Source organism: Bacteroides sp. OM05-10AA (genome assembly GCF_003439055.1).
Lineage (GTDB): Bacteria > Bacteroidota > Bacteroidia > Bacteroidales > Bacteroidaceae > Bacteroides > Bacteroides intestinigallinarum.
This window is the reverse complement of the sequence record NZ_QSUR01000002.1, coordinates 349,537-370,164: the sequence shown is the minus strand read 5'-3', so window position 1 is coordinate 370,164 and position 20,628 is coordinate 349,537. Positions and strand designations below refer to the sequence as shown.

13 protein-coding genes are annotated in these 20,628 nt (G+C 39.7%); 10 read left to right on the top strand and 3 right to left on the bottom strand.

All coding sequences use genetic code 11. The features are described 5' to 3' along the window. Positions 1-38: 38 nt before the first annotated feature. From rbsK to DXB58_RS02575, 10 genes are read left to right on the top strand one after another with little or no spacing between them, the layout of a single operon-like run. Positions 39-953 (top strand): ribokinase, encoded by a 915-nt coding sequence (rbsK, locus tag DXB58_RS02620; RefSeq protein ID WP_122135833.1) that lies wholly within the window; start codon positions 39-41, stop codon positions 951-953. Between the two features lie 20 nt (positions 954-973). Beyond that, complete coding sequence (locus DXB58_RS02615; RefSeq protein WP_009038934.1) at positions 974-3,907, top strand: TonB-dependent receptor; 2,934 nt, start codon at positions 974-976, stop codon at positions 3,905-3,907. A 15-nt stretch (positions 3,908-3,922) separates the two neighbouring features. Next, positions 3,923-5,452 (top strand): RagB/SusD family nutrient uptake outer membrane protein, encoded by a 1,530-nt coding sequence (locus DXB58_RS02610; protein WP_032844212.1) that lies wholly within the window; start codon positions 3,923-3,925, stop codon positions 5,450-5,452. A 59-nt stretch (positions 5,453-5,511) separates the two neighbouring features. Beyond that, positions 5,512-7,476 (top strand): ADP-ribosylglycohydrolase family protein, encoded by a 1,965-nt coding sequence (locus tag DXB58_RS02605; protein ID WP_074704530.1) that lies wholly within the window; start codon positions 5,512-5,514, stop codon positions 7,474-7,476. 12 nt (positions 7,477-7,488) lie between these two features. Next, positions 7,489-9,096 (top strand): ADP-ribosylglycohydrolase family protein, encoded by a 1,608-nt coding sequence (locus DXB58_RS02600; RefSeq protein WP_122135817.1) that lies wholly within the window; start codon positions 7,489-7,491, stop codon positions 9,094-9,096. A gap of 6 nt (positions 9,097-9,102) precedes the next feature. Beyond that, positions 9,103-10,650, top strand: a complete 1,548-nt coding sequence (locus tag DXB58_RS02595) for an ADP-ribosylglycohydrolase family protein (protein WP_122135816.1) — start codon at positions 9,103-9,105, stop codon at positions 10,648-10,650. Between the two features lie 12 nt (positions 10,651-10,662). Beyond that, positions 10,663-12,261, top strand: a complete 1,599-nt coding sequence (locus DXB58_RS02590) for an alpha/beta hydrolase family protein (RefSeq protein WP_122135815.1) — start codon at positions 10,663-10,665, stop codon at positions 12,259-12,261. A 1-nt stretch (position 12,262) separates the two neighbouring features. Beyond that, entirely contained in the window at positions 12,263-13,783 is a 1,521-nt protein-coding gene (locus tag DXB58_RS02585) for an esterase family protein (protein ID WP_122135814.1), read from the top strand. A gap of 18 nt (positions 13,784-13,801) precedes the next feature. Then, a complete protein-coding gene (locus tag DXB58_RS02580) occupies positions 13,802-14,809 on the top strand; it encodes a GRP family sugar transporter (RefSeq protein ID WP_008642584.1) in 1,008 nt (335 codons plus the stop codon). Between the two features lie 23 nt (positions 14,810-14,832). Further along, positions 14,833-15,810 (top strand): DUF4595 domain-containing protein, encoded by a 978-nt coding sequence (locus DXB58_RS02575; RefSeq protein ID WP_004296463.1) that lies wholly within the window; start codon positions 14,833-14,835, stop codon positions 15,808-15,810. Positions 15,811-15,890: 80 nt separating this feature from the next. Here DXB58_RS02575 and DXB58_RS02570 read toward each other — a convergent pair whose 3' ends face one another. The 3 genes from DXB58_RS02570 to DXB58_RS02560 form a co-directional block, all read right to left on the bottom strand. Continuing rightward, positions 15,891-17,717, bottom strand: coding sequence for a metallophosphoesterase (locus DXB58_RS02570; protein ID WP_199487912.1), 1,827 nt, complete (start codon positions 17,715-17,717; stop codon positions 15,891-15,893). 172 nt (positions 17,718-17,889) lie between these two features. Beyond that, a complete protein-coding gene (locus DXB58_RS02565) occupies positions 17,890-18,873 on the bottom strand; it encodes a glycosyl hydrolase family 18 protein (protein WP_122135812.1) in 984 nt (327 codons plus the stop codon). 60 nt (positions 18,874-18,933) lie between these two features. Next, positions 18,934-20,607 (bottom strand): BACON domain-containing protein, encoded by a 1,674-nt coding sequence (locus DXB58_RS02560; protein WP_008642576.1) that lies wholly within the window; start codon positions 20,605-20,607, stop codon positions 18,934-18,936. Positions 20,608-20,628: the final 21 nt, after the last annotated feature.

Here is a 20,628-nt window from a genome sequence, read left to right as displayed (position 1 = left end):
TTATGATTCAATTCGCCTTAATACTTAATACTCATTATATGGACACAAAGAAGAAAATCGTAGTGATAGGTAGCAGTAATACGGATATGGTTATCAAATCAGACCGTCTACCAAAACCAGGAGAAACAATTCTGGGAGGAAACTTCTTAATGAATCATGGTGGCAAAGGAGCTAACCAAGCCGTAGCTGCTGCAAGACTAGGAGGAGATGTCACTTTCATATGTAAAATAGGAAATGACATTTTCGGAAATGAAACCTTGGAAATGTTTCACAAAGAAGGAATCGACACTACTTATGTAGGAATTACCCCGCAGGAACCATCAGGAGTAGCTCTTATCAATGTCGACAAAAAAGGGGAAAACTGCATTGTTGTTGCTTCCGGAGCCAACGGGACTTTATCGGTTGACGACATACAACGTGCAGAATCTACCATCAAACAGGCATCCATCGTCATTATGCAGTTGGAAACTCCAATCGAGAGTGTCACTTATGCAGCCAAAATGGCGAAAAAAGATGGGATTACCGTTATATTAAATCCGGCTCCTGCTCCTACCCAACAACTTCCCGACGATTTATTAGCCAATGTTGATATTCTTATTCCTAACGTCACAGAAGCTGAAATCATATCGGGAATGCACATCACAGATGACGAGTCAGCCAAAGAAGTAATTCGTTATATTAGTTCAAAAGGCATAAAAACCGTCATTATTACTATGGGAGCCAAAGGAGCTCTCGCCTACGAGAACAATGAGTTTATTCACATTCCAGCCTTCAAGGTAGAAGCGGTAGACACGACCGCTGCCGGAGATACATTCTGCGGCGGACTGTGCGTAGCTCTGTCTGAGGGCAAAAATCTAAAAGATGCAATTATATTTGCAAGTAAAGCCTCTTCTATTTCTGTCACCAGAATGGGAGCACAAGTATCTATACCTTTGAGAAAAGAAATACAATAATCATCCTTAATTCTGTTATTATGATAAAACAATGTTCAATCCACGGTCTATTGACAAGTATGTTGTTAATAGTATTTTCTTTGATGAGCAATGATGCTATTGCCCAGAAGGCAATAAGAGGTACAGTCCTCGATGAAGCAAATGAACCCATTATCGGTGCCAGTGTCCTTGTTAAAGGTACAACAAATGGTTCTATTACAGGAGTTGATGGAACCTTCAATGTAAAAGCGAATCCTTCTGATGTATTGGTTATATCTTATGTAGGTTATGCAACTGTTGAACAACAAGTAGGAAATCAGACACAGCTTGTAATACACCTGCGCGAAGACTCGAAAGTGCTTAATGACGTTGTAGTAATCGGCTACGGCTCTACCACAAAGAAAGAGCTTACAGGATCGGTTACCAGCATGAAGAAAGATGACCTCAATCCCGGAACATTCACCAATGCTATGGGAATGTTGCAAGGAAAAGTGGCAGGATTACAAATTATCAACCCGAACGGTGCTGATCCGACAGCCAAATATGAAGTATTACTTCGCGGAACAAACACACTTTCCGCAGGCCAAGGTCCATTAATTATTATTGATGGGGTGGCAGGTGCAGATATCAGAAATATCAACTTCCAGGAAGTGGAATCTATAGACGTATTAAAAGATGGTTCGGCAGCTGCTATTTATGGAACAAGAGGTACGAATGGAGTAATCATCGTCACAACTAAACGTGCAAGAAGTGGCAAAACGGAAGTTTCTTATGATGGACAACTCACCGTGGGAGTCGTTTCACGCAGAGCAAAACCTTTATCGGCAAGCGAATACAAATCTGTTATCAAGGAGTATCGCCCAGAATTGGAAAGTTATATCTTTGACAGTGATACCGATTGGTTTAAAGAAATTACGCAAACTCCGTTCAGCCATAAGCACAACTTGTCTATATCCGGAGGTTCCGAGAAGTTCTCACATCACACATCTTTCAATTATGAAAAGAGCGATGGTTTGCAAAAGCATAATAGTTCCGAGAAGCTAATGGCACGTACCAATATTCGTCAGTCGTTATTAGACAAATGGGTCGATTTGGATTATAACCTGAATATCATTCATCGCAAATACAGTCCTTCCTCTACAAGTGCTTTTATGCAGGCATTTACCCATAATCCAACAGAGCCTGTTTATGACGACAGCGATCCGGATGCCGGAGGATATAGCCGTATCAAAGCAATGGAATATTATAATCCGGTAGCGATCATTAACGAAAGGAACATGGAAAGTAAGAATGATAATTATGGTGCAAATATCCGTGCTACTCTAAACATATTGCCTATAAAAGGATTAAAATGGGAGAATTTTGTTTCATACGACAAAGAACAATATGAAACACGTGAATATTACACACATTATTATCCTAGTTTAATAGGAACAAACGGGCAAGCCTATATTGAAAACTATCAGGAAAACGATACACAATATGAGTCTACTTTAAATTACTCGAATATTTTCGGAAAACATTCCATTCAGGCATTACTCGGATATACATACCAGTATACTTACAGCACATCTGCATCCATGACAAATTCCGGTTTCGACTTCGATGACAACCAGACTCATAACATCGGGACAGGAACAAATCTTACTGAAGGCAAAGCCAGTATGTCATCCAATAAAGAAGATAATACATATATCGGATTCTTCGGACGTTTTATGTACAACTACGATGATAAATATCTTTTGTCAGCTTCACTACGTCGTGATGGTTCCAGCCGTTTCGGTGACAATAATAAGTGGGGATGGTTCCCGGCTGTCAGCGTAGGTTGGCGTATAAATAAAGAGAAATTCCTCTCGAATGTCAAATGGATCGATGATTTAAAATTGAGAGCCGGATACGGAGTTACCGGTAACCAAGATTTCTCAAACTACAAATCTTTGATGATGATGACTACAGCCGGTAAATTCTATTACAATGGCCAATGGATTAATACTTATCAACCTGCAAGTAATGCAAATCCAGATCTAAAATGGGAGAAAAAAGCAGAGTTCAACGTTGGTGTTGATATGACAATGTTTGATAACCGCCTTTCATTCACTTTCGATTATTACAAACGGACTACTTCTAACTTGTTGTATGACTATATCGTACCGACTCCTCCTTATGTGTATAATACCCTGTTTACGAATGTTGGAAAAGTAACTAACGAAGGAGTTGAATTAACAATATCCGGTACACCTTTTAACACTAGAGACTTTACATGGAACACCTCACTTACCGTTTCGCACAATAAAAACAAATTGGTGAAATTCACTAATGATGAATTCACTAACGGAACGTACAAAGTGGGATGGTCTACAAGTGCAGCCTGCTACACTCAACGCCTGATAGAAGGACAGTCATTGGGTACTTTCTACGGTCCTATATGGTTAGGAACTGATACAGATGGAAAAGATGTATTGTTAGGACAAAATGCGGACGGTTCCGTACCGGAAGAACAATGGGAAAAAATTGGATGTGCCTATCCGGATGCCACTCTTAGCTGGAGTAATACCTTCAGATATAAGAAATTCGACTTGAGCTTCTCACTACGTGCATCTATCGGCGGAGAAATTCTGAACAACTATGCGATGGAATATGAAAATTTAAGCAGCATCGGACTTAGAAATATCTCATCAAACTGGTTATCTCAAACGAATTTCACAAGTACGACCTATAAATATTCCTCCAAATATATAGAGGATGCTTCTTATTTAAAACTAGATAATGTTACCTTTGGATATACCTGGGATTTCACATCTAAAATGATAAAAAGACTAAGATTGTCTCTTACTGCACAGAATGTATTCTGCATCACCGGTTATTCTGGTGTCGACCCAGAAGTTGCCCTTTCCGGGCTGGAACCCGGTATGGAAAGTTTAAGCTATTATCCGCGTACAACAGAATTTACTTTTGGAGTTAATATAGTATTCTAAAAAAATAAGATTACCATGAAAAAGACAAATATAATATTAAGTTTCGTTATCTGTATATTATTATACGGATGTACCGATCTTAGCGAAACTGTTTATACAGGAGTAGCTATGAATGACTTCTTTAAAAATGAGAAAGAACTGGTAGCCAATGCAGGTAGAGCATATACGAAATTACAAGGATACAATTCCGAACAAAGTTTATGGACATTGCTTTTACAAGCTTCTGATGAATGTGCCGTTCCCGCTTGTGGTGGTTCCTGGTACAGCAATGGACGTTATGAAGAAATCCAGACGAATAAAATTCCACCCGCAAATAAATTATTGACAAGGGGATGGAACTGGATATTTAATGGTATTGCTGCATGTAATGAAATTATTTACGAAACGGAATTATCACCTATCCAGTTTGAAGGAAAAGAGAAGATTATAGCTGAAATGAAAATACTGCGTGCTTTCTACTATTATCAGGCCATTTCTTGTTGGGGAAACGTACCTTTCACAACTGACTACACGGAAACCGGATACCCGGAACAAAAAAGTCGTGAATATATTTTCAACTATCTGGAAAAAGAAATTAATGACAATATCGAGTTCCTAGACAGGGAGCCTTCAGATACTAATTATGGACGGGTCACACAAGCTGCCGCTTATTGTATTCTTGCGAAAATGTATCTGAATGCAGAAGCATGGTTCGGTACTCCAATGTATGACAAAGCAGAGAAAGCCTGTAAAGACATTATGGATATAGGTGCTTACAGCATTGAAGACTCTTATTCCACTAATTTTGATATTAAAAATGAAGATTCTAAGGAGAACATCTTTGTAATCCTGTATGACAGAGTATATACTAGCGGTGACAGTAACTCATTTTATCTGCATACGCTGACACTGGAAGCTGCATCACAAGCAACATTTAATATTCCGGCAGCTCCATGGTCGGGTTTTCTCTGCCAACCGGACTTTTTCCAAACATACGCAGAACAAGATCTTCGCAGAAGTCAGAGCTGGTTATACGGTCCTCAAGTAGACCTAAGCGGAAAGGATCTTGGTTTCGAATATACTCCTGTCTTCCCCGAAGAAAAATATTACAATAGCAACGGAGGACGTGGCACATACGACGGTGCACGCTGCTGGAAATGGCATTACCAAACTGATGGTTCTTTAAAAGAATATACAGTTAGTATGGACAACGACTTTGCCATCTTCCGTTATGCCGATGTTGTATTAATGTATGTAGAGGCTTTGGTACGACAAAACAGAACAAGTGAGGCCATCCAACTGGCAGACTTCAAGAAGATTCGTACAAGAGCAGGGCTTGATGCATATACTACAAGCCAATTGACGATTGATGAACTTTATGCAGAACGAGGCAGAGAACTGGCATGGGAAGGATGGCGCCATGAAGATATGATACGTTTCGGAAAATATCTGAAAAAATATTGGGCACACCCTGACCAAAGTTCAGAAACTTTTAGAAATGTATTTCCAATTCCTACGGATATTTTAAATGCAAATCCAAAATTATCTCAAAACAAAGATTATTAACCACAATTGGAAGGTTCACATAGAAAAGTGTACCTTCCAACAAATCAACCCTGATAAGTATGAAAAAACCAATCATCTTTTTACTTGTTTTAATTACTAACATCTTATTTATCTCTGCACAGAAGATTTCAAAGACAGAGTTAAAAGACAAAATAGCCGGAGCTTGGATCGGGCAAATGGTAGGAAACATATATGGACTTCCTTTTGAGAACAAGTTTGTAGATGAACCTGCCCCGGAATCCAGATTTCCATTCGGTTACACTAAAAACATAGATAAATTGCAGAAGTATAACGGTGCATTCTCTGATGACGATACTGATGTTGAGTATATCTACTTACTATTAATGGAGAAATATGGCGTAGAACCTACTTATGCCAATATGCGTGAAGGATGGATGTATCATATCCGTGACCGTGTATGGCTAGCCAATAGGGCTGCACTCGGATTAATGCATCTTGGATTCACCCCTCCGTTCACAGGTGACGAAAATCTGAATCCGCACTGGTATCAGATCGACCCTCAATTAATCAATGAGATATGGGCGTATACAGCACCGGGAATGATTTCGTATGCTGCAGGAAAAAGTGATTGGGCGGCCCGTATCACAAGCGATTCGTGGGCAGTATCTCCCACTGTCCTATATGGTGCAATGTACGCTGACGCTTTTTTCTGCAAGGATATCCGCAAACTGATTACACGAGCCTTGAAAGAACTGCCTGCTGATGACAGATATGCGATAGCTGTAAAAGAGATGATTGCTTTATATGACAAATATCCTAAAGATTGGGTAAAAGCACGTCAAATCATGGCTAAAAAATATTACATAGATGAACCGGCCATGACAAAAACAATCTGGAATGCTAATCTGAACGGATTATGCGGCATTTTGGCTATGTTGTATGGCGAAGGAGATTTCCAACGGACATTGGATTTAAGCTGTGCAATGGGATTTGACTGCGACAATCAGGCAGCCACTATCTCCGGACTTCTAGGAGTAATGTATGGCGCAAAGTCTCTTCCCGAAAGTTTGACTAAACCTATCGAAGGATGGGAAAAACCCTTCAACGACCGGTATATCAATATCACCAGATTTGATATGCCCGATGCTTCCATTGAAGACATGATTGAACGTACTTACAACAAAGCAATCGAACTGGTTTGCTCTAAAGGAGGAAAAGTGAAAGGTGATATGGTATATGTTAACCCTAAAGCACAATTCATTCCCCCGATGGAATTCTGTATCGGTCCGAATCCGGACTTGGAAATCGGACAGCCTACCGATTACTCATTTGCCTGCAGAACAAATGCTAATTTCAAATGGGAACTGGTAAAAGGTAAACTTCCGGCAGGAGTTACATTCCAAAACGGTAAACTGGCAGGAACTCCTACAGAAGCCGGCAAATATCCAATTACCCTTCAATTAAGCGCAAATAACAAGAACTCAATTACTAAAGACTTTGAGTTATTGGTTAAAACCAAGAATATAGCCCCCAAGGCTGACACTATTTACGCAAATATCCGCAAACTAAACGAAGAAGTACTCGATTCTTGCTGGATTACCTTTGGAAAACCGATGTACGCAACAAATGTAGAAGTAATTAATGACGGAGTCAAAGATGGCGTAGGATCTGTATTTTATTCATTAGCGGCCAAAAGTAATCTGCCTAAAATAGACTATTTCGGATACGGTTGGAAAGAAGAGCATAACATCAATATGATTGTTTTAGATATGGGCTGTCTGGAGGAATTCGGAGGATGGTTTACTTCTCTGAACATTCAATATCTTGGAAATGACGGACATTGGTATGACGTAGGTAAATTCAAATCAACTCCGGCACTTCCCGAAACTGATATTGTATTTTTCCAACCTCCGTTTGCACAATATGTTTTGGAATTCCCGGCAGTAAAAACCAAGGGGATACGCGTACTAATGGATGCAAAAGTGCAGGAACACTGGCATAAATACACAAAGAATGTATCATCATTCATCTCTATCACCGAGTTGGGAGTTTATGAGAAATAAAGGAGGAGAAAAATGAGGAAAATAATTACGATATGTATTATAGGGCTTTTTGCTCTCAACGTACAAGCCCAGCCTGTAAAAACTTTAAAGTTATCTGATAAAGAACTTTTAGATAAGATTAAAGGAGGATGGGCCGGACAAACCATTGGTGTTGTTTTCGGAGCACCTACAGAGTTTAAGTTCACGGGAACTTATATTCAAGATTACCAGCCAATCCCCTGGGCGGAAGGTTACGTAAAATATTGGTGGGAAAAAAAGCCCGGATTATTCGATGATATTTATAACGATTGCACGTTTGTTGAGGCATTTGATGAACTTGGCCTGGATTGTTCACAAGAAGAACTTGCCAAAAGATTTGCATTCGCTGATTATCATTTGGCCCATGCTAACCAAGCAGGTAGATATAATATCCGCCAAGGTATCATGCCACCGGCTTCCGGTCATTGGTTGAATAACCCACATGCAGACGATCTGGATTTCCAGATCGAAGCAGACTTCATTGGTCTGATGGCTCCGGCAATGCTGCCGGAAGCATTGGATATCGCCTCCAGAGTAGGCCACATTATGAATAGCGGTGATGGTTTTTATGGCGGTGCTTTCGTAGCAGCTCTTTATAGCTCCGCTTTCTATGAAAAGAGTCCTAAAGCGATTCTAAAAACCGCAATCTCTGTCATACCTGAAGAGAGTACATTCCATCAATGTATTCAGGATGTAATCAATTTCCATTCTTTGCACCCGGACAACTGGAAAGATTGCTGGTACTTCCTGCAAGAAAAATGGAACTGTGATGTAGGATGTCCCAAAGGCGTATTTCTAAACTTTAATATTGACGCCAAGCTCAATTCCGCTTTCGTAGCATTAGCTATGCTCTACGGTAAAGGAGACTTCACCAACTCTATCGATATTGCAACACGCTGCGGACAAGATTCTGACTGTAATCCGTCTACAGTCGGCGGTGTACTCGGCGTCATGTATGGGTATGATAAAATCCCTTCATTCTGGTTAAACCCTTTGAAAGAAGTAGAAGACTTTACATTTGAAGGAACGAATATGTCGTTGGCAAAAGCATACCAAATGAGTTTCGATCAAGCTAAACAACTCATAGTCAAAACAGGTGGAAAAGTATCTGGTGGGGAGATAGAAATTCCAATCAAAAAGGCGGATATACTTCCTTTAGAACAAAATTTCGAAAACACCTATCCGCTTTATAGAGAACGCAAAGACTGCTTCCTGACAGATACATTTGAATTTGATTTCAATGGTAACGGATTTGTTATCTGGGGCAACATTTGCTGCACAAGAAGTATTACTCCCGATTATATCAATCGGGTATCTACACGCCACATCGGTTCCGAGGTGTTCGGATTGGCAGAGCCCAATGACCCTTACGTTGCTAAAGTGGAAATATGGATTGACGGAGAACTGGACCATGTAGCAGCTTTACCCATGAGAAACACAGACCGCAAAGTAGAACCAGCCTGGAAATACCTCATGAAGGAAGGAAGACACCACGTTAAAATGAAATGGCTGAACCGCAAAAAAGACTACATTATTCGTATCAACGACATAATGTATTATTCAGAGAAAAAAGAACATGATAGATTTTACTTTAATAAATAAGTTAAGATGAAAAAAGTCCTGATTAACATCATTCTACTATTTACCTTTTCCATATCGGGAATGGCACAAATAGAATATGGAAAAACAGTTGAAATAAGTAAAGAGGTACTGCTCGACAAAATTAAAGGAGGCTGGGCTGGACAAACCATAGGATGCACCTATGGCGGTCCTACAGAATTTAAATACAGAGGAGCGATCATTCATGAGAAAACTCCAATAATCTGGTATGATGACTATTGTAAGGACATCTTTACAGAAGATCCGGGATTGTATGATGATGTATATATGGATCTTACCTTTCTGGAAGTAATGCAAAAAGAAGGGATAAATGCCCCTGCCGAATCATTTGCCAAAGCCTTTGCAAACGCAGATTACAAATTATGGCATGCCAACCAGGCAGCCAGATATAACATATTACACGGTATTATGCCACCGGCATCGGGACATTGGAAAAATAATCCGCACGCTGACGATATTGATTTCCAGATTGAAGCAGACTTCATTGGAATGATATGTCCGGGGATGGTAAATACCGCCTCCGATTTTTCGGACAAGATAGGACATATCATGAACTACGGCGACGGATGGTATGGAGGTGTATACATGGGAGCAATGTATGCATTGGCTTACGTAAATAACGACATTTATACAATTGTCACGGAAGCTCTTAAAACAATACCCGAACAAAGTAAATTTCACCGTTGCATCACAGACGTTATTAAATATTGGAAACAATATCCCGATGACTGGCGTAAATGCTGGCTGGAAATAGAAAACCGTCATGCTTTTGAGATTGGCTGCCCGGAAGGGGTATTCAATGCATTTAACATTGACGCCACTATCAATGCGGCTTACTGTGTGATGGGACTTTTATATGGCAACGGCGACTTTTTCAAAACAATGGATATAGCCACTCGTTGCGGACAAGATTCCGACTGTAACCCGGCAACTGCCGCAGGAATTCTTGGAGTCATACAAGGCTACAAGGCTATCCCCGAATACTGGAAACCGGCACTCGAAAGATGTGAAAATATTAAGTTCCCTTACACAGATATCTCTTTAAGTTCTGTATACGACATTAATCTCAAACTATTGAGTGATGTATTAAAAGCAAACGGAGGAAAAATAAAAGGAGATAAATACTATACCACGATTCAGAAGCCAAAAACCGTAGCATGGGAAGTTTCTTTTGAAGGCTTATATCCTTCTGAAAGAAGAGTTATCAAATATGATCTCGGTACAGAAAAAACATTTGAGTTCAATGGCAAGGGAGTTGTTTTAATGGGGATGATCAGACAAGATGTTAAAGATAGTAATGACAATTACATCGCCATCCTGGAGGCCTACATTGACGGCAAGAAAGTAGAAACCATAGAAATGCCTTATGACTACATAAAAAGAAAGTATGACATTTTCTATAATTATGATTTAGAGGAAGGCCCTCACAAACTGGTTATTAAATGGATTAATCCGAATGAAAAATATGCCGTTCAATGTAAAGACATGGTGGTTTATTCATCCACACCGGCAGAGCCAATCAATCCTTATAAATAAAAGAGAGAAGCCATGAATAGAAAACTACTCCTATTATTAGCCTTATTATTATTTTCCTACGGATTGTCATCATGTTCGTCTGATGATAACAGTCCGTCTGAAGGCGAACAGACCGATACACCGGAACTGTTTACCAAACGCTATAATCCCGATCAAAGTTTTTACAGCAAAATATTAGGACAAGAAATCAAATATTCCGTATTACTGCCTCAAGAGTATCTATCGGAAAGTACGGGTAAATATGGAGTAGTTTTCCTTCTACATGGCTGGGGAGGGAACCAAAGTTCATGGGGACCTTCAGGTCTGAATATTCAAAGCATAGCTGATGCGCAAACCAGCAATGGTAGTATTCGCCCATTGATCTACATCATGCCGGAAGGTTTCAACTCTTATTTTTGCAACCGCTATGACGGAAAGTTCAACTATATGGATATGTTCATTAATGAACTCGTGCCTCTGATTGATAAGCGGTTCCGAACAACAGCCAGTAAGACGGAAAGAGCTGTTGCAGGATTCTCTATGGGAGGTTTCGGGGCATTAAGTATAGCATCGCAACATCCTGAAACATTCTCGGTATCAATAGGATTAAGTCCCTCTCTAAATACAGATGAACAATACATCTCTTTGTCACAAGACGGTTGGAATCTTCAATGGGGAAACAACTTCGGAGGAAGCGGCCAGACAGGAACAGGCAGGCTGACAAGCTATTATAAAAGCCAATGTCCGCTACACTTTTTCAAGGATAAACCAAGTTCCACATTTCAAACAGTACGGTATTACATAGACTGCGGTGATGATGAAGAAAGACTATATGCAGGAAACGGTGAATTACATTCTCTATTACGGGACAAAAATATCAAGCACGAATATCGTGTACGAAACGGTGCCCATACTGACAGCTATTGGCGTGAATCCATGAAAGAGGCACTGCCTTTTATCGAACGTTCATTCAAAGGAGAAAACTATCCGCAGGAAACCCTGAAAAAATTCACAGAGGAATTACATGCTACTAATAAAAACATAAAAGTAGGTAATTCCAATATCGAACTATGGTTACCGGATGACTACAATTCCGAACTAACTTACAAAGTTCTTTATTACAGCAAAGGAGAAGGTAATATTGATCTTACAACAAAGAAGGTAGCAGTGGCATTAGATTCTCTTATGCAAATCAAACGTATGATAATCGCAGGTTTTAATGTGAAAGAAATGATTCAAAATGAAACAAATTTTTCAGCTATTACCGATGCAGTGGAAAAGACGGTTCATACGGAAAGCAATGCAGATTTCAGATTAGGATTAACATACGGTTCAGAAGCTGATTACTTATACAATCAGTCAACAGGCAATGCCCCTGCTATCAACTTTTTCTTTGCAGAAGACGCGGATATTATCAACCTTTCTGCCGAGAATCGTGCCAAAATCTATTATTTGGACATAACAGACGAAGGCAGCAACTACAATAGCATCTTTACTCTATTCAATGGATTGCGAGGTGCAGAAGCTCCAGTGCAATATCGTGTCAGAAACGGACTGGATAGTGAACAGTCCGCCCAAACAGGTATTTATTCAATGAGTTATTATATTGGTGAACAGTTAATAAAGAAATAATATGAAGAAGATACTGTTATATATTATCCTATTTCTATCAGGTATAGATGGAGCTTGGGCACTTCCTATAGAAAAAGAAGGGATGAGTATTTACAGTCCGTCCCTAAAGCAAGAAGTCTCCTACTCCATTATCTTACCGGAAGGTTATGAACATTCAGATACAGAATATCCAGTCTTATACATGTTTCATGGAATAGGAGGTGATTATACCAGTTGGCTCGAATATGGCAACGTTGCCCGTGTAATGGACAAAATGATAAAAGAAGGAAAGATTCAACCTTTCATTATGGTTATTCCTGACGGTTACCTGTCTTATTACAGTGACACTTATGATGGCAGCTCCCTTTATGAAACTTTCTTTATCAAAGAACTGGTTCCATATATAGATAACAACTATCGTACTCGCAAGGATATTAATGGACGCTCGATCATTGGTTTCTCTATGGGAGGATTCGGAGCATTATCCGTTAGTTTGCGCAACCGCCACTTATTCGGCTCTGTCGTTGCATTATCGCCATCCATCCGTACAGAAAAACAATACATGGAAGAAGGGCCACAAAAAGGATGGGACAATCAATGGGGACGGATTTTCGGAGGAGTGGGAAAAAATGGTAAGCAGCGCCTAACCAGTTACTATAAACAACATTCACCCTACCACATTCTTTCCACCCTCCGCAATTCCGATTTAAAAGGATTTGGCATCATGCTGGATATTGGAGATAAAGAAGGTACTCTTTGCGAAAGTAATGAAGAACTGCACCGATTATTACTGGAAAGACAAATACCTCATGAATGGGAAGTACGTTCAGGAGGACATGATTTCACCTGCTGGAATACTGCACTGCCCAAAGCATTCAGATTCATAAACGAATATTTCAATGGGAAGCAGTCAGGAAATAGTGAGAGTAGTCTTCCGAATGAGACTCCGTTTATCCAAACAGCCAATGCAACGGTCTATTATCCGGAACAGGCTCAAGGAAGCACAAGAAAATATCCTATTATCTATGTACAGGGAGAAATCAACGAACAACAGCAAAAGGTTCTCGTCAGTCAGTTTCATCAAATGGTAGATGAGAATAAAACATGGCCTGCAGTTCTTAGTTTCGTAAAAGCTAACACAGACCTGTCAGAAACAATTTTTGATATAGAAAAGCAACTCTCCGGCATCAGAGGTTCCCAACGTATGCGGGCTTTAATCACTTTGGGAGATAATATCAAAGAAGGTATAGAAGCCATTCAGAGAGAAAATTTGTTTACCGGCATAGTCTGTGTAAATGCCATCGGCAACGAGAATGATACTCAAAATCTTATAAAAGCAGTCAACTCTCACAAAAGATATCCCAGATGCTGGATAGAGATACTACCCGAATCAAAAGAATATGGTTTTAGTAGTAATATACATATCCTTTTGAAAGAATCGGACCTGGAACATGAGTTCCGGTCAAGAAAATGTAAAGAAGCCAATGTTTTCACTTATTGGGAAGATTGGATACTATATTTAAATAACAGAATTCATGTTTAACAATTAAATACTAATAGTATGTTCACAGTAAACAGTTATTTATTGGCAGTTATATTCTGCATCGTAACCATGATTTGTTGGGGTTCTTGGGGTAATACACAAAAACTAGTTTCCAAAAATTGGCGTTATGAACTTTTTTATTGGGATTATGTGATTGGAATGGTATTGTTCACCATCTTGCTAGGCTTCACTATGGGTAGTCATGGAGATACCGGACGTTCATTCCTGGAAGATCTGGGACAAGCATCAGGAGACAGCATTGGTTGGGTTATCTTGGGGGGCGTAATATTTAATGCTTCAAACATTCTTCTTTCAGCGTCTATTTCCTTGGCTGGTATGTCTGTAGCTTTTCCTTTAGGAGTTGGCATTGCATTGGTATTAGGGGTAATCGTCAATTATCTGGGAATTCCAACTGGTAATCCTTTGCTTTTATTTGGCGGTGTAGCTCTCATTGTTATTGCTATCATTTGCAATGGAGTGGCTTCCGGAAAAATGCAAAAGGGAGAAGAAAGCAGGAAAAACAACAAAAAGGGAATTATCATTGCATTAATTGCCGGTGTACTGATGTCTTTGTTCTACAGGTTCGTAGTGAAAGGTATGGACGTAGAAAACTTCAATTCTCCTGCTATAGGAATGATGACTCCTTATTCTGCCATCTTTGTTTTTTCAATAGGCGTATTACTAAGCAATTTTGTTTTCAACACATTAGTAATGAAATATCCTTTTGTCGGAGAAAAAGTCAGCTACTCCGAATACTTTAAAGGAAACACGAAAACTCATATATGCGGAATGCTTGGTGGAGCGATATGGGGACTTGGTTCCGCGTTCAGCTATATCGCATCAGGAGAAGCTGGTCCGGCGGTATCTTATGCACTAGGACAAGGCGCACCACTTATTGCCGCTATTTGGGGAGTATTTATCTGGAAAGAATTTAAAGGTTCAACGAAATCTGTTAATCAACTACTGGCCTTGATGTTTATCTTCTTCCTGGTTGGTTTGGGAATGATAGTAGTTGCCGGAAACTAATTATTAACCTTAAATAGAACAACATGAAAAAGTATTTTTACTTATTAGCCATGCTGGCAGTAGTACTAGGTACGACTGCTTGCAGTGATGATGACAATCATCCCAGTACAAACATTCTAGATAAACCGGAAGTTACTGTTCCTGATGTAAAAGAGAGTTCTGCTGTTATTACATGGAAAGCCATAGGAAACGCAACTGCTTATATTTATAGCTTGAACAACGGTAGTGAACAAAGTACTGACCAAAATACAATTCAACTGACAGGTTTAGAGCCGGAAAAAAGTTATACATTCAAAGTAAAAGCTCAAAAAACCGGATCAATCTATTTTGAAGATTCAGACTATGCAGAAATCACTTTTACAACAACCTCTGAAGTAACAGTTTATCGAATAGCCACTTTTGCGGACGACTGGGATAAATGGTATTACGAATATAATGATAATGGTACTGTAAAACGTGTATACAGGTTATATGAAGGAGAATTGGATAGAGAATGGCTCTTTGCTTATGATGGAAATAATATCACAGTGACAGGTAAGAACGCATATAACATGACTTTAAATGACCAAGGTTATGTTGCAACTTTTGTAGATGGTTCCAACACTTACGAATATACTTATGATGAGAATGGCTACATGACCAAAGTTGAAAAGAATGGCAATATTGCATCTAACATCACCATAGAAAATGGAAATATTATGCAATGGACCAGATTTTCAGATGGAGTAGAGCAGTTTAAAGTTCAGACCTATTCTGCCGTGCCTAATGTGAGCGGAGCACATTGCATCTATGCGGAAAGCAGTGGAGCTAGTCGTTGGCTGGTTGAAACTGGTCTCTTTGGAAAAGCTTCGGCTAATTGCCATACGAGCAGTGGTTGGCAACATTCATCCAGTACAGCTACTTACACATTCGAATATGACGAAAATAGTTGTATCAAAGAGGAAAGCAAAAACTATGACGGATATATAGAGAATTTCTATTATACATATTTCTCCGAATAGCACTTTATGAAATAACTAATTCATGGAGGTGTGTCTAGAAGTCTGGCGCACCTCCATGAATTATAAAGTTATTAGAGACTTTAGACTGTTATATCCAGTAAAACCTCTCCCCTTACATTCAGCACCTTAATCCTCAATTCATCGTTCTTCTTTTCCAGAATCATCACCGTAGCACTGTCCATCTTATATCCTCCACCAATAATAACTGGATAATTATTACCCAGTTCCCCTTTCGGATGGTAAGCGTATTTATGGGTATGTGCATTCAGACTGACATTAAAAGGTGCTTTTTCCAATAATTTAGTCCACAGATCTGCACAGAGATTCTTTTCATAATTACCGTAAAGCGGAATATGATGAATAAGGACACGTTTCTTTGCTTTCTTGAATTCTTTGGCAGACAGTTCTTTTTTCAGAAAATCAACCTGTTCATTACGCAATTGAGTAAAATCGTTCAAGCCATAATATACCCAATGGTCGTCCGGTTTATCTTCTCCACAATCCAACATGACGATACGGGTATCTCCCCAGTTAAAAGAGGCATAAGTTTTATCTCCCACATAATCAAAATGGTCACGCAAACCGATAGAATAGGCATTGCGGATTTCATGGTTGCCACGCATAAAGAAAGTCGGTATGCGATCGCCACACACTCCTTCGGTCAGTTCACTGATAAATGTGGTTGCCTGCTCGTGATCCACAGGATCATCCACACAGTCACCATTGAAAACAACAAAATCATACTTAACATCCTGTATTTGTTTACATAGAGTACGGAAAGTATTGGTATGTTGATGCAAATCATTAAAAACAATAGCGGTAAAAGACTCTGTATCAGCAACAGGAAGAGTAAATTCACTGAAGGTCGATTGTGCTGTATTTCCAAATACCTTTTTATATGCCTGATAAAGCAACATCTCTTGCGAACACACACGATAATAATATTTCTGTCCGGGCTGTAAGCCATCTATACGTATTTTATGCAGCTTGTTATTGCAGACCACCTGACCGTCAACAATCATACGCGCACGTTCCAGCCGGGTAGTATCTGTGCCATATTCCACCCAGCAATAAGAAGGAACGGTTGTTTCCCACATCACAGTAATGCCATTACCCACAGGATTCTGCAAATAAGGTTTAGTACGGAATATCTTGTCTGCCTTTTCAGCGGTACGCAATTCCACAAGTATGGGACGATGGTCGGAAGCCATTGGCTCATTAACTACTTTCGCAGATATGACAGCAAATCCGGTAGCGTTTTGCTTTGACACGGCAATATAATCAATGGTCTCTTTTGGATCAGGAGCAGGATAAGTATACTTTCCCGGATTGGAGAGTATTTGAAAATCCTTTTGCAATTCTTTGATGAAATCGGATTCAGGTTCAGCATTCATATCCCCGGCTAGAAAAAGAGGCTTTTTATAGGAAGCAATCAATGACTTCACTATTTCCAAAGATTTCATACGGTCTTCTTCCGTTAATGACAGATGGGTACAACAATAGATATAATCCTCAAATTCTGCCAGAATCAAGGTGCGGGCCTCTTCTCTACCAGGTAAAGGGATAGTTTGTAAACGTAGCGGAACTTGCTTTGTCAACAGTCCGATTCCATATTTACCTCCTTCAAACTCTATAGCAGGTGCAAAACAAGCATGCATTTGTGTACGTTCAGCTATCTCACCCAGCACATATTTCTGTCCGCTCCGACGGGTCATACTGTCTACCTCTTGTATAGCCACAACATCAGAAGAAGCATTATTTATCACATTGGCTACCCGTTGAAAATTGCAAATATCATCCATGCCGTTCGCATTTTTAATATTATAAGACATCAGTCTCAATGTATGTTGAGCCTGTACCGGAAAAATAAACAGGATGACGGAAATGAGTAAAAAGATCTTTTTCATGTCCTTCATTTTTGGGGGTTATGTTAAGTTCCCCCAAAGGTAAGAAAAAAATAAAAAGCCACAAAGATACGGATTCATACCTTTGCGGCCTCTTATTGTTAAGAATAGCTTTTCTCTAAATGGGGGGATGAGAATAAAGCTATATTATTTACAAGGTCGATTTATTATCTCATTATTTCTTTTGCCACTTTGCGGTAGTATCCCACATTTGCGGATCTACGCTATTAAAGTGCCAAAAACCGATTTGAGAGATTCCCAGTTCATCAGCTAGTTCAAGTAGCGCTTCCGTACTTCTGGCATCACTTGCATAAAACAGATGCCGATTACCATCAGTACCATCATACAGATACATGTTTACCTTTTCATAACATAACCAGGTAGGAGAAGGCAAAATTCCATTTATACTGTCAGGCACAGATTGGTAAACCTGCCTTCCTTTGATGTCACCAGTTACAGCATAATCATTTGCATAAGCAGGCAGAGCCATCACTAATTTATCATTCGGAATGTGTTTCATCCAGAAAAGCATCGCCTCTTTAGTCCATAGATAATTAGACGTAGGTCCAATGCCCATACAATCATCCCTATGTTTGAGCTCGGGCTTATCTATCCCAGGTGCAAAATACATATCGTAACACATCACTCTAATTAAGTCGCAGGTAGTATTCAAAACTGCCGGATCGTGAAACATCTTAGTTTCGTTATCCTGATACAAAGCCGGATAAAAACTAACGCAATGGCTTAATTTCTTTCCAACAGCATGGAGTTCTTTTGAAGCAAGTTTCAGGAATTCGGTATATGCATCCTGAATATCAGGGCTCAAATGTTCGAGATCAAGATCTATTCCATCATATCCATTTGCATTGCAATCGCTTACATACTTCTCAACAAGTGCCTTTCTTTTCTGTGGCGTATCAATCGTTTCTTCATTCCCACCTACAGCCTGATATACTTCGATATGATTCTGATGACATTCATCAGTAAATGATTTCGGAGGATTCCCGAAAACGCTAATGGAACTAATAATCTCTTTCACTGGCTCTATATCCTTAAAAGATCTTCCATCTATATAGACATACCAAGGAGCTACTTTCTTCTCCTGGGTGGTGGAAGAGAGTGTTTCCTGCTTGCAGGAAACACTCGTCATTACCAACATTACACAGCATATAGCTGTTCCAATTATGCTTAAATACCTCATTGAATGTAAAGTAAACTGTTATTCTTCATCATAATTATACTTCTTATATTCTATATAGTCATATTTGACTGTATATGTCTTTGCAGTAGGCTTATCTCCTTGCCAGCCACCTCCATCAGCAAAGGTCATCATTGAGAATCCAAATTTAAACTGTGCCGGAGTATACCAGGTAGTAAATGTTTTCGCCACTTCACCATCTATAATCCATGCCGCCCAATATGCACCATCTGCATTAAGTCTAAGGTCAATAGTCAAAGTGTGTTTACCCGGATCAATAGGTACACCGTAAACTCCCATAGCCTCTGTATAACAACGTACCAGCATCTGGCCTGGAACAGGAGGAACCGTACAAGCCGCACGATCATTTTCAGTACCCGAGAAAACAAACATAGAGAATGACCTTTCTTCAGCGTTAGTTGCAGCGATATTACCACCTGCCAACCATTTTTCACCTACCCCTACCAAAGGAACATCTATTTCCCATGTATATTTTCCAGCTCCCACTTCCGGACTATAAACGAAGTTATTCCCGTTAGATAGATTCAAACTTCCATCCGCAATCGTTCCTCCATTGTTAGTCCATCCAACAGGAACAAAACCAGCTTCCTCAAAGTCCCACTTCACTGTTGTTCCCTCTGGTTCGGGAGGAAGCTGACCTTCGATAATCGGCTTCATTGAATAATCATAAGGAACATATTCAAGATAATCAAATAAGGCATAATTTTCTTGAGTTGCCGCATGATCGCCCATACCATAAAGATTCTCGACACTAGATATAGCACGGAAATAAGCCTCTTCACCATAATCTAATTGTGCCCTCTTTAAAACTTTACCATCAACCGACCACTCCGCCAGATATTTCTTATTTTCTAACTTCAAATCCAATACAAACGTATGCCAAGCATCCCCCTTAATAGGCGTGAATTCAGAGAAAAAAGGATTAGCCTGACTAGTCACAAGGCACAGCATATCATCTGGTCCGGCACTATGTGCTGCACGGTCTGCAGCTGTACCGGAACAAATTTCAAAATCCAATTCATGCCCATCGTCAAAATATAAAAATGCTCCAATACTGGCCCGGTCATTCATTCCGAATTTAGGGACATATATCCTCCATTCATAACGACCTGATCCGAATTGCGTTGTTGTCTGCACCTTGAAACGGTCCCCATTAGTACCTTCATACTCTTCACCTGCCCGGGTATAGATTCTTAACGCTTTTCCATCTTCACATTCGTCATTATCTACGATAGTGATCGGATTGATCCCTGCCACAAGCCCCGTCTTTTGCAATCCAGTAAAGTCACCGTAATTATAAATGGTTCCTTTATAGCCATCCTGAATAACTGTGATGGTTCGAAGTTCAGCACCTTTCGCCGCTATAGTCAAGGTTGCACTGCGTTTTGGGCCGTTATTCTTATCAGCAGAAATTGTTAGCGTACCATTACCAGTTCCTTCCAAAGGAGAAACTGTAAGCCAATCACCACCTGCCTGATCCACTGCAACTTCCCAAGCTGCTTCTGACGTAATATCTACAGTCTGAACTTCAGTAGAGGAGACTCCGAATGTTAAAGCATTTGTGGAGATTCCGCATGCAACAATCTCTGTTTTCTCTTTGAAGCTATCACCGCATGATACTAAAGAGGCATTACATAATACACCTATTGCTAAATATAAATATCTTAGTTTCATAATGATTGTTTTTATTGTTTC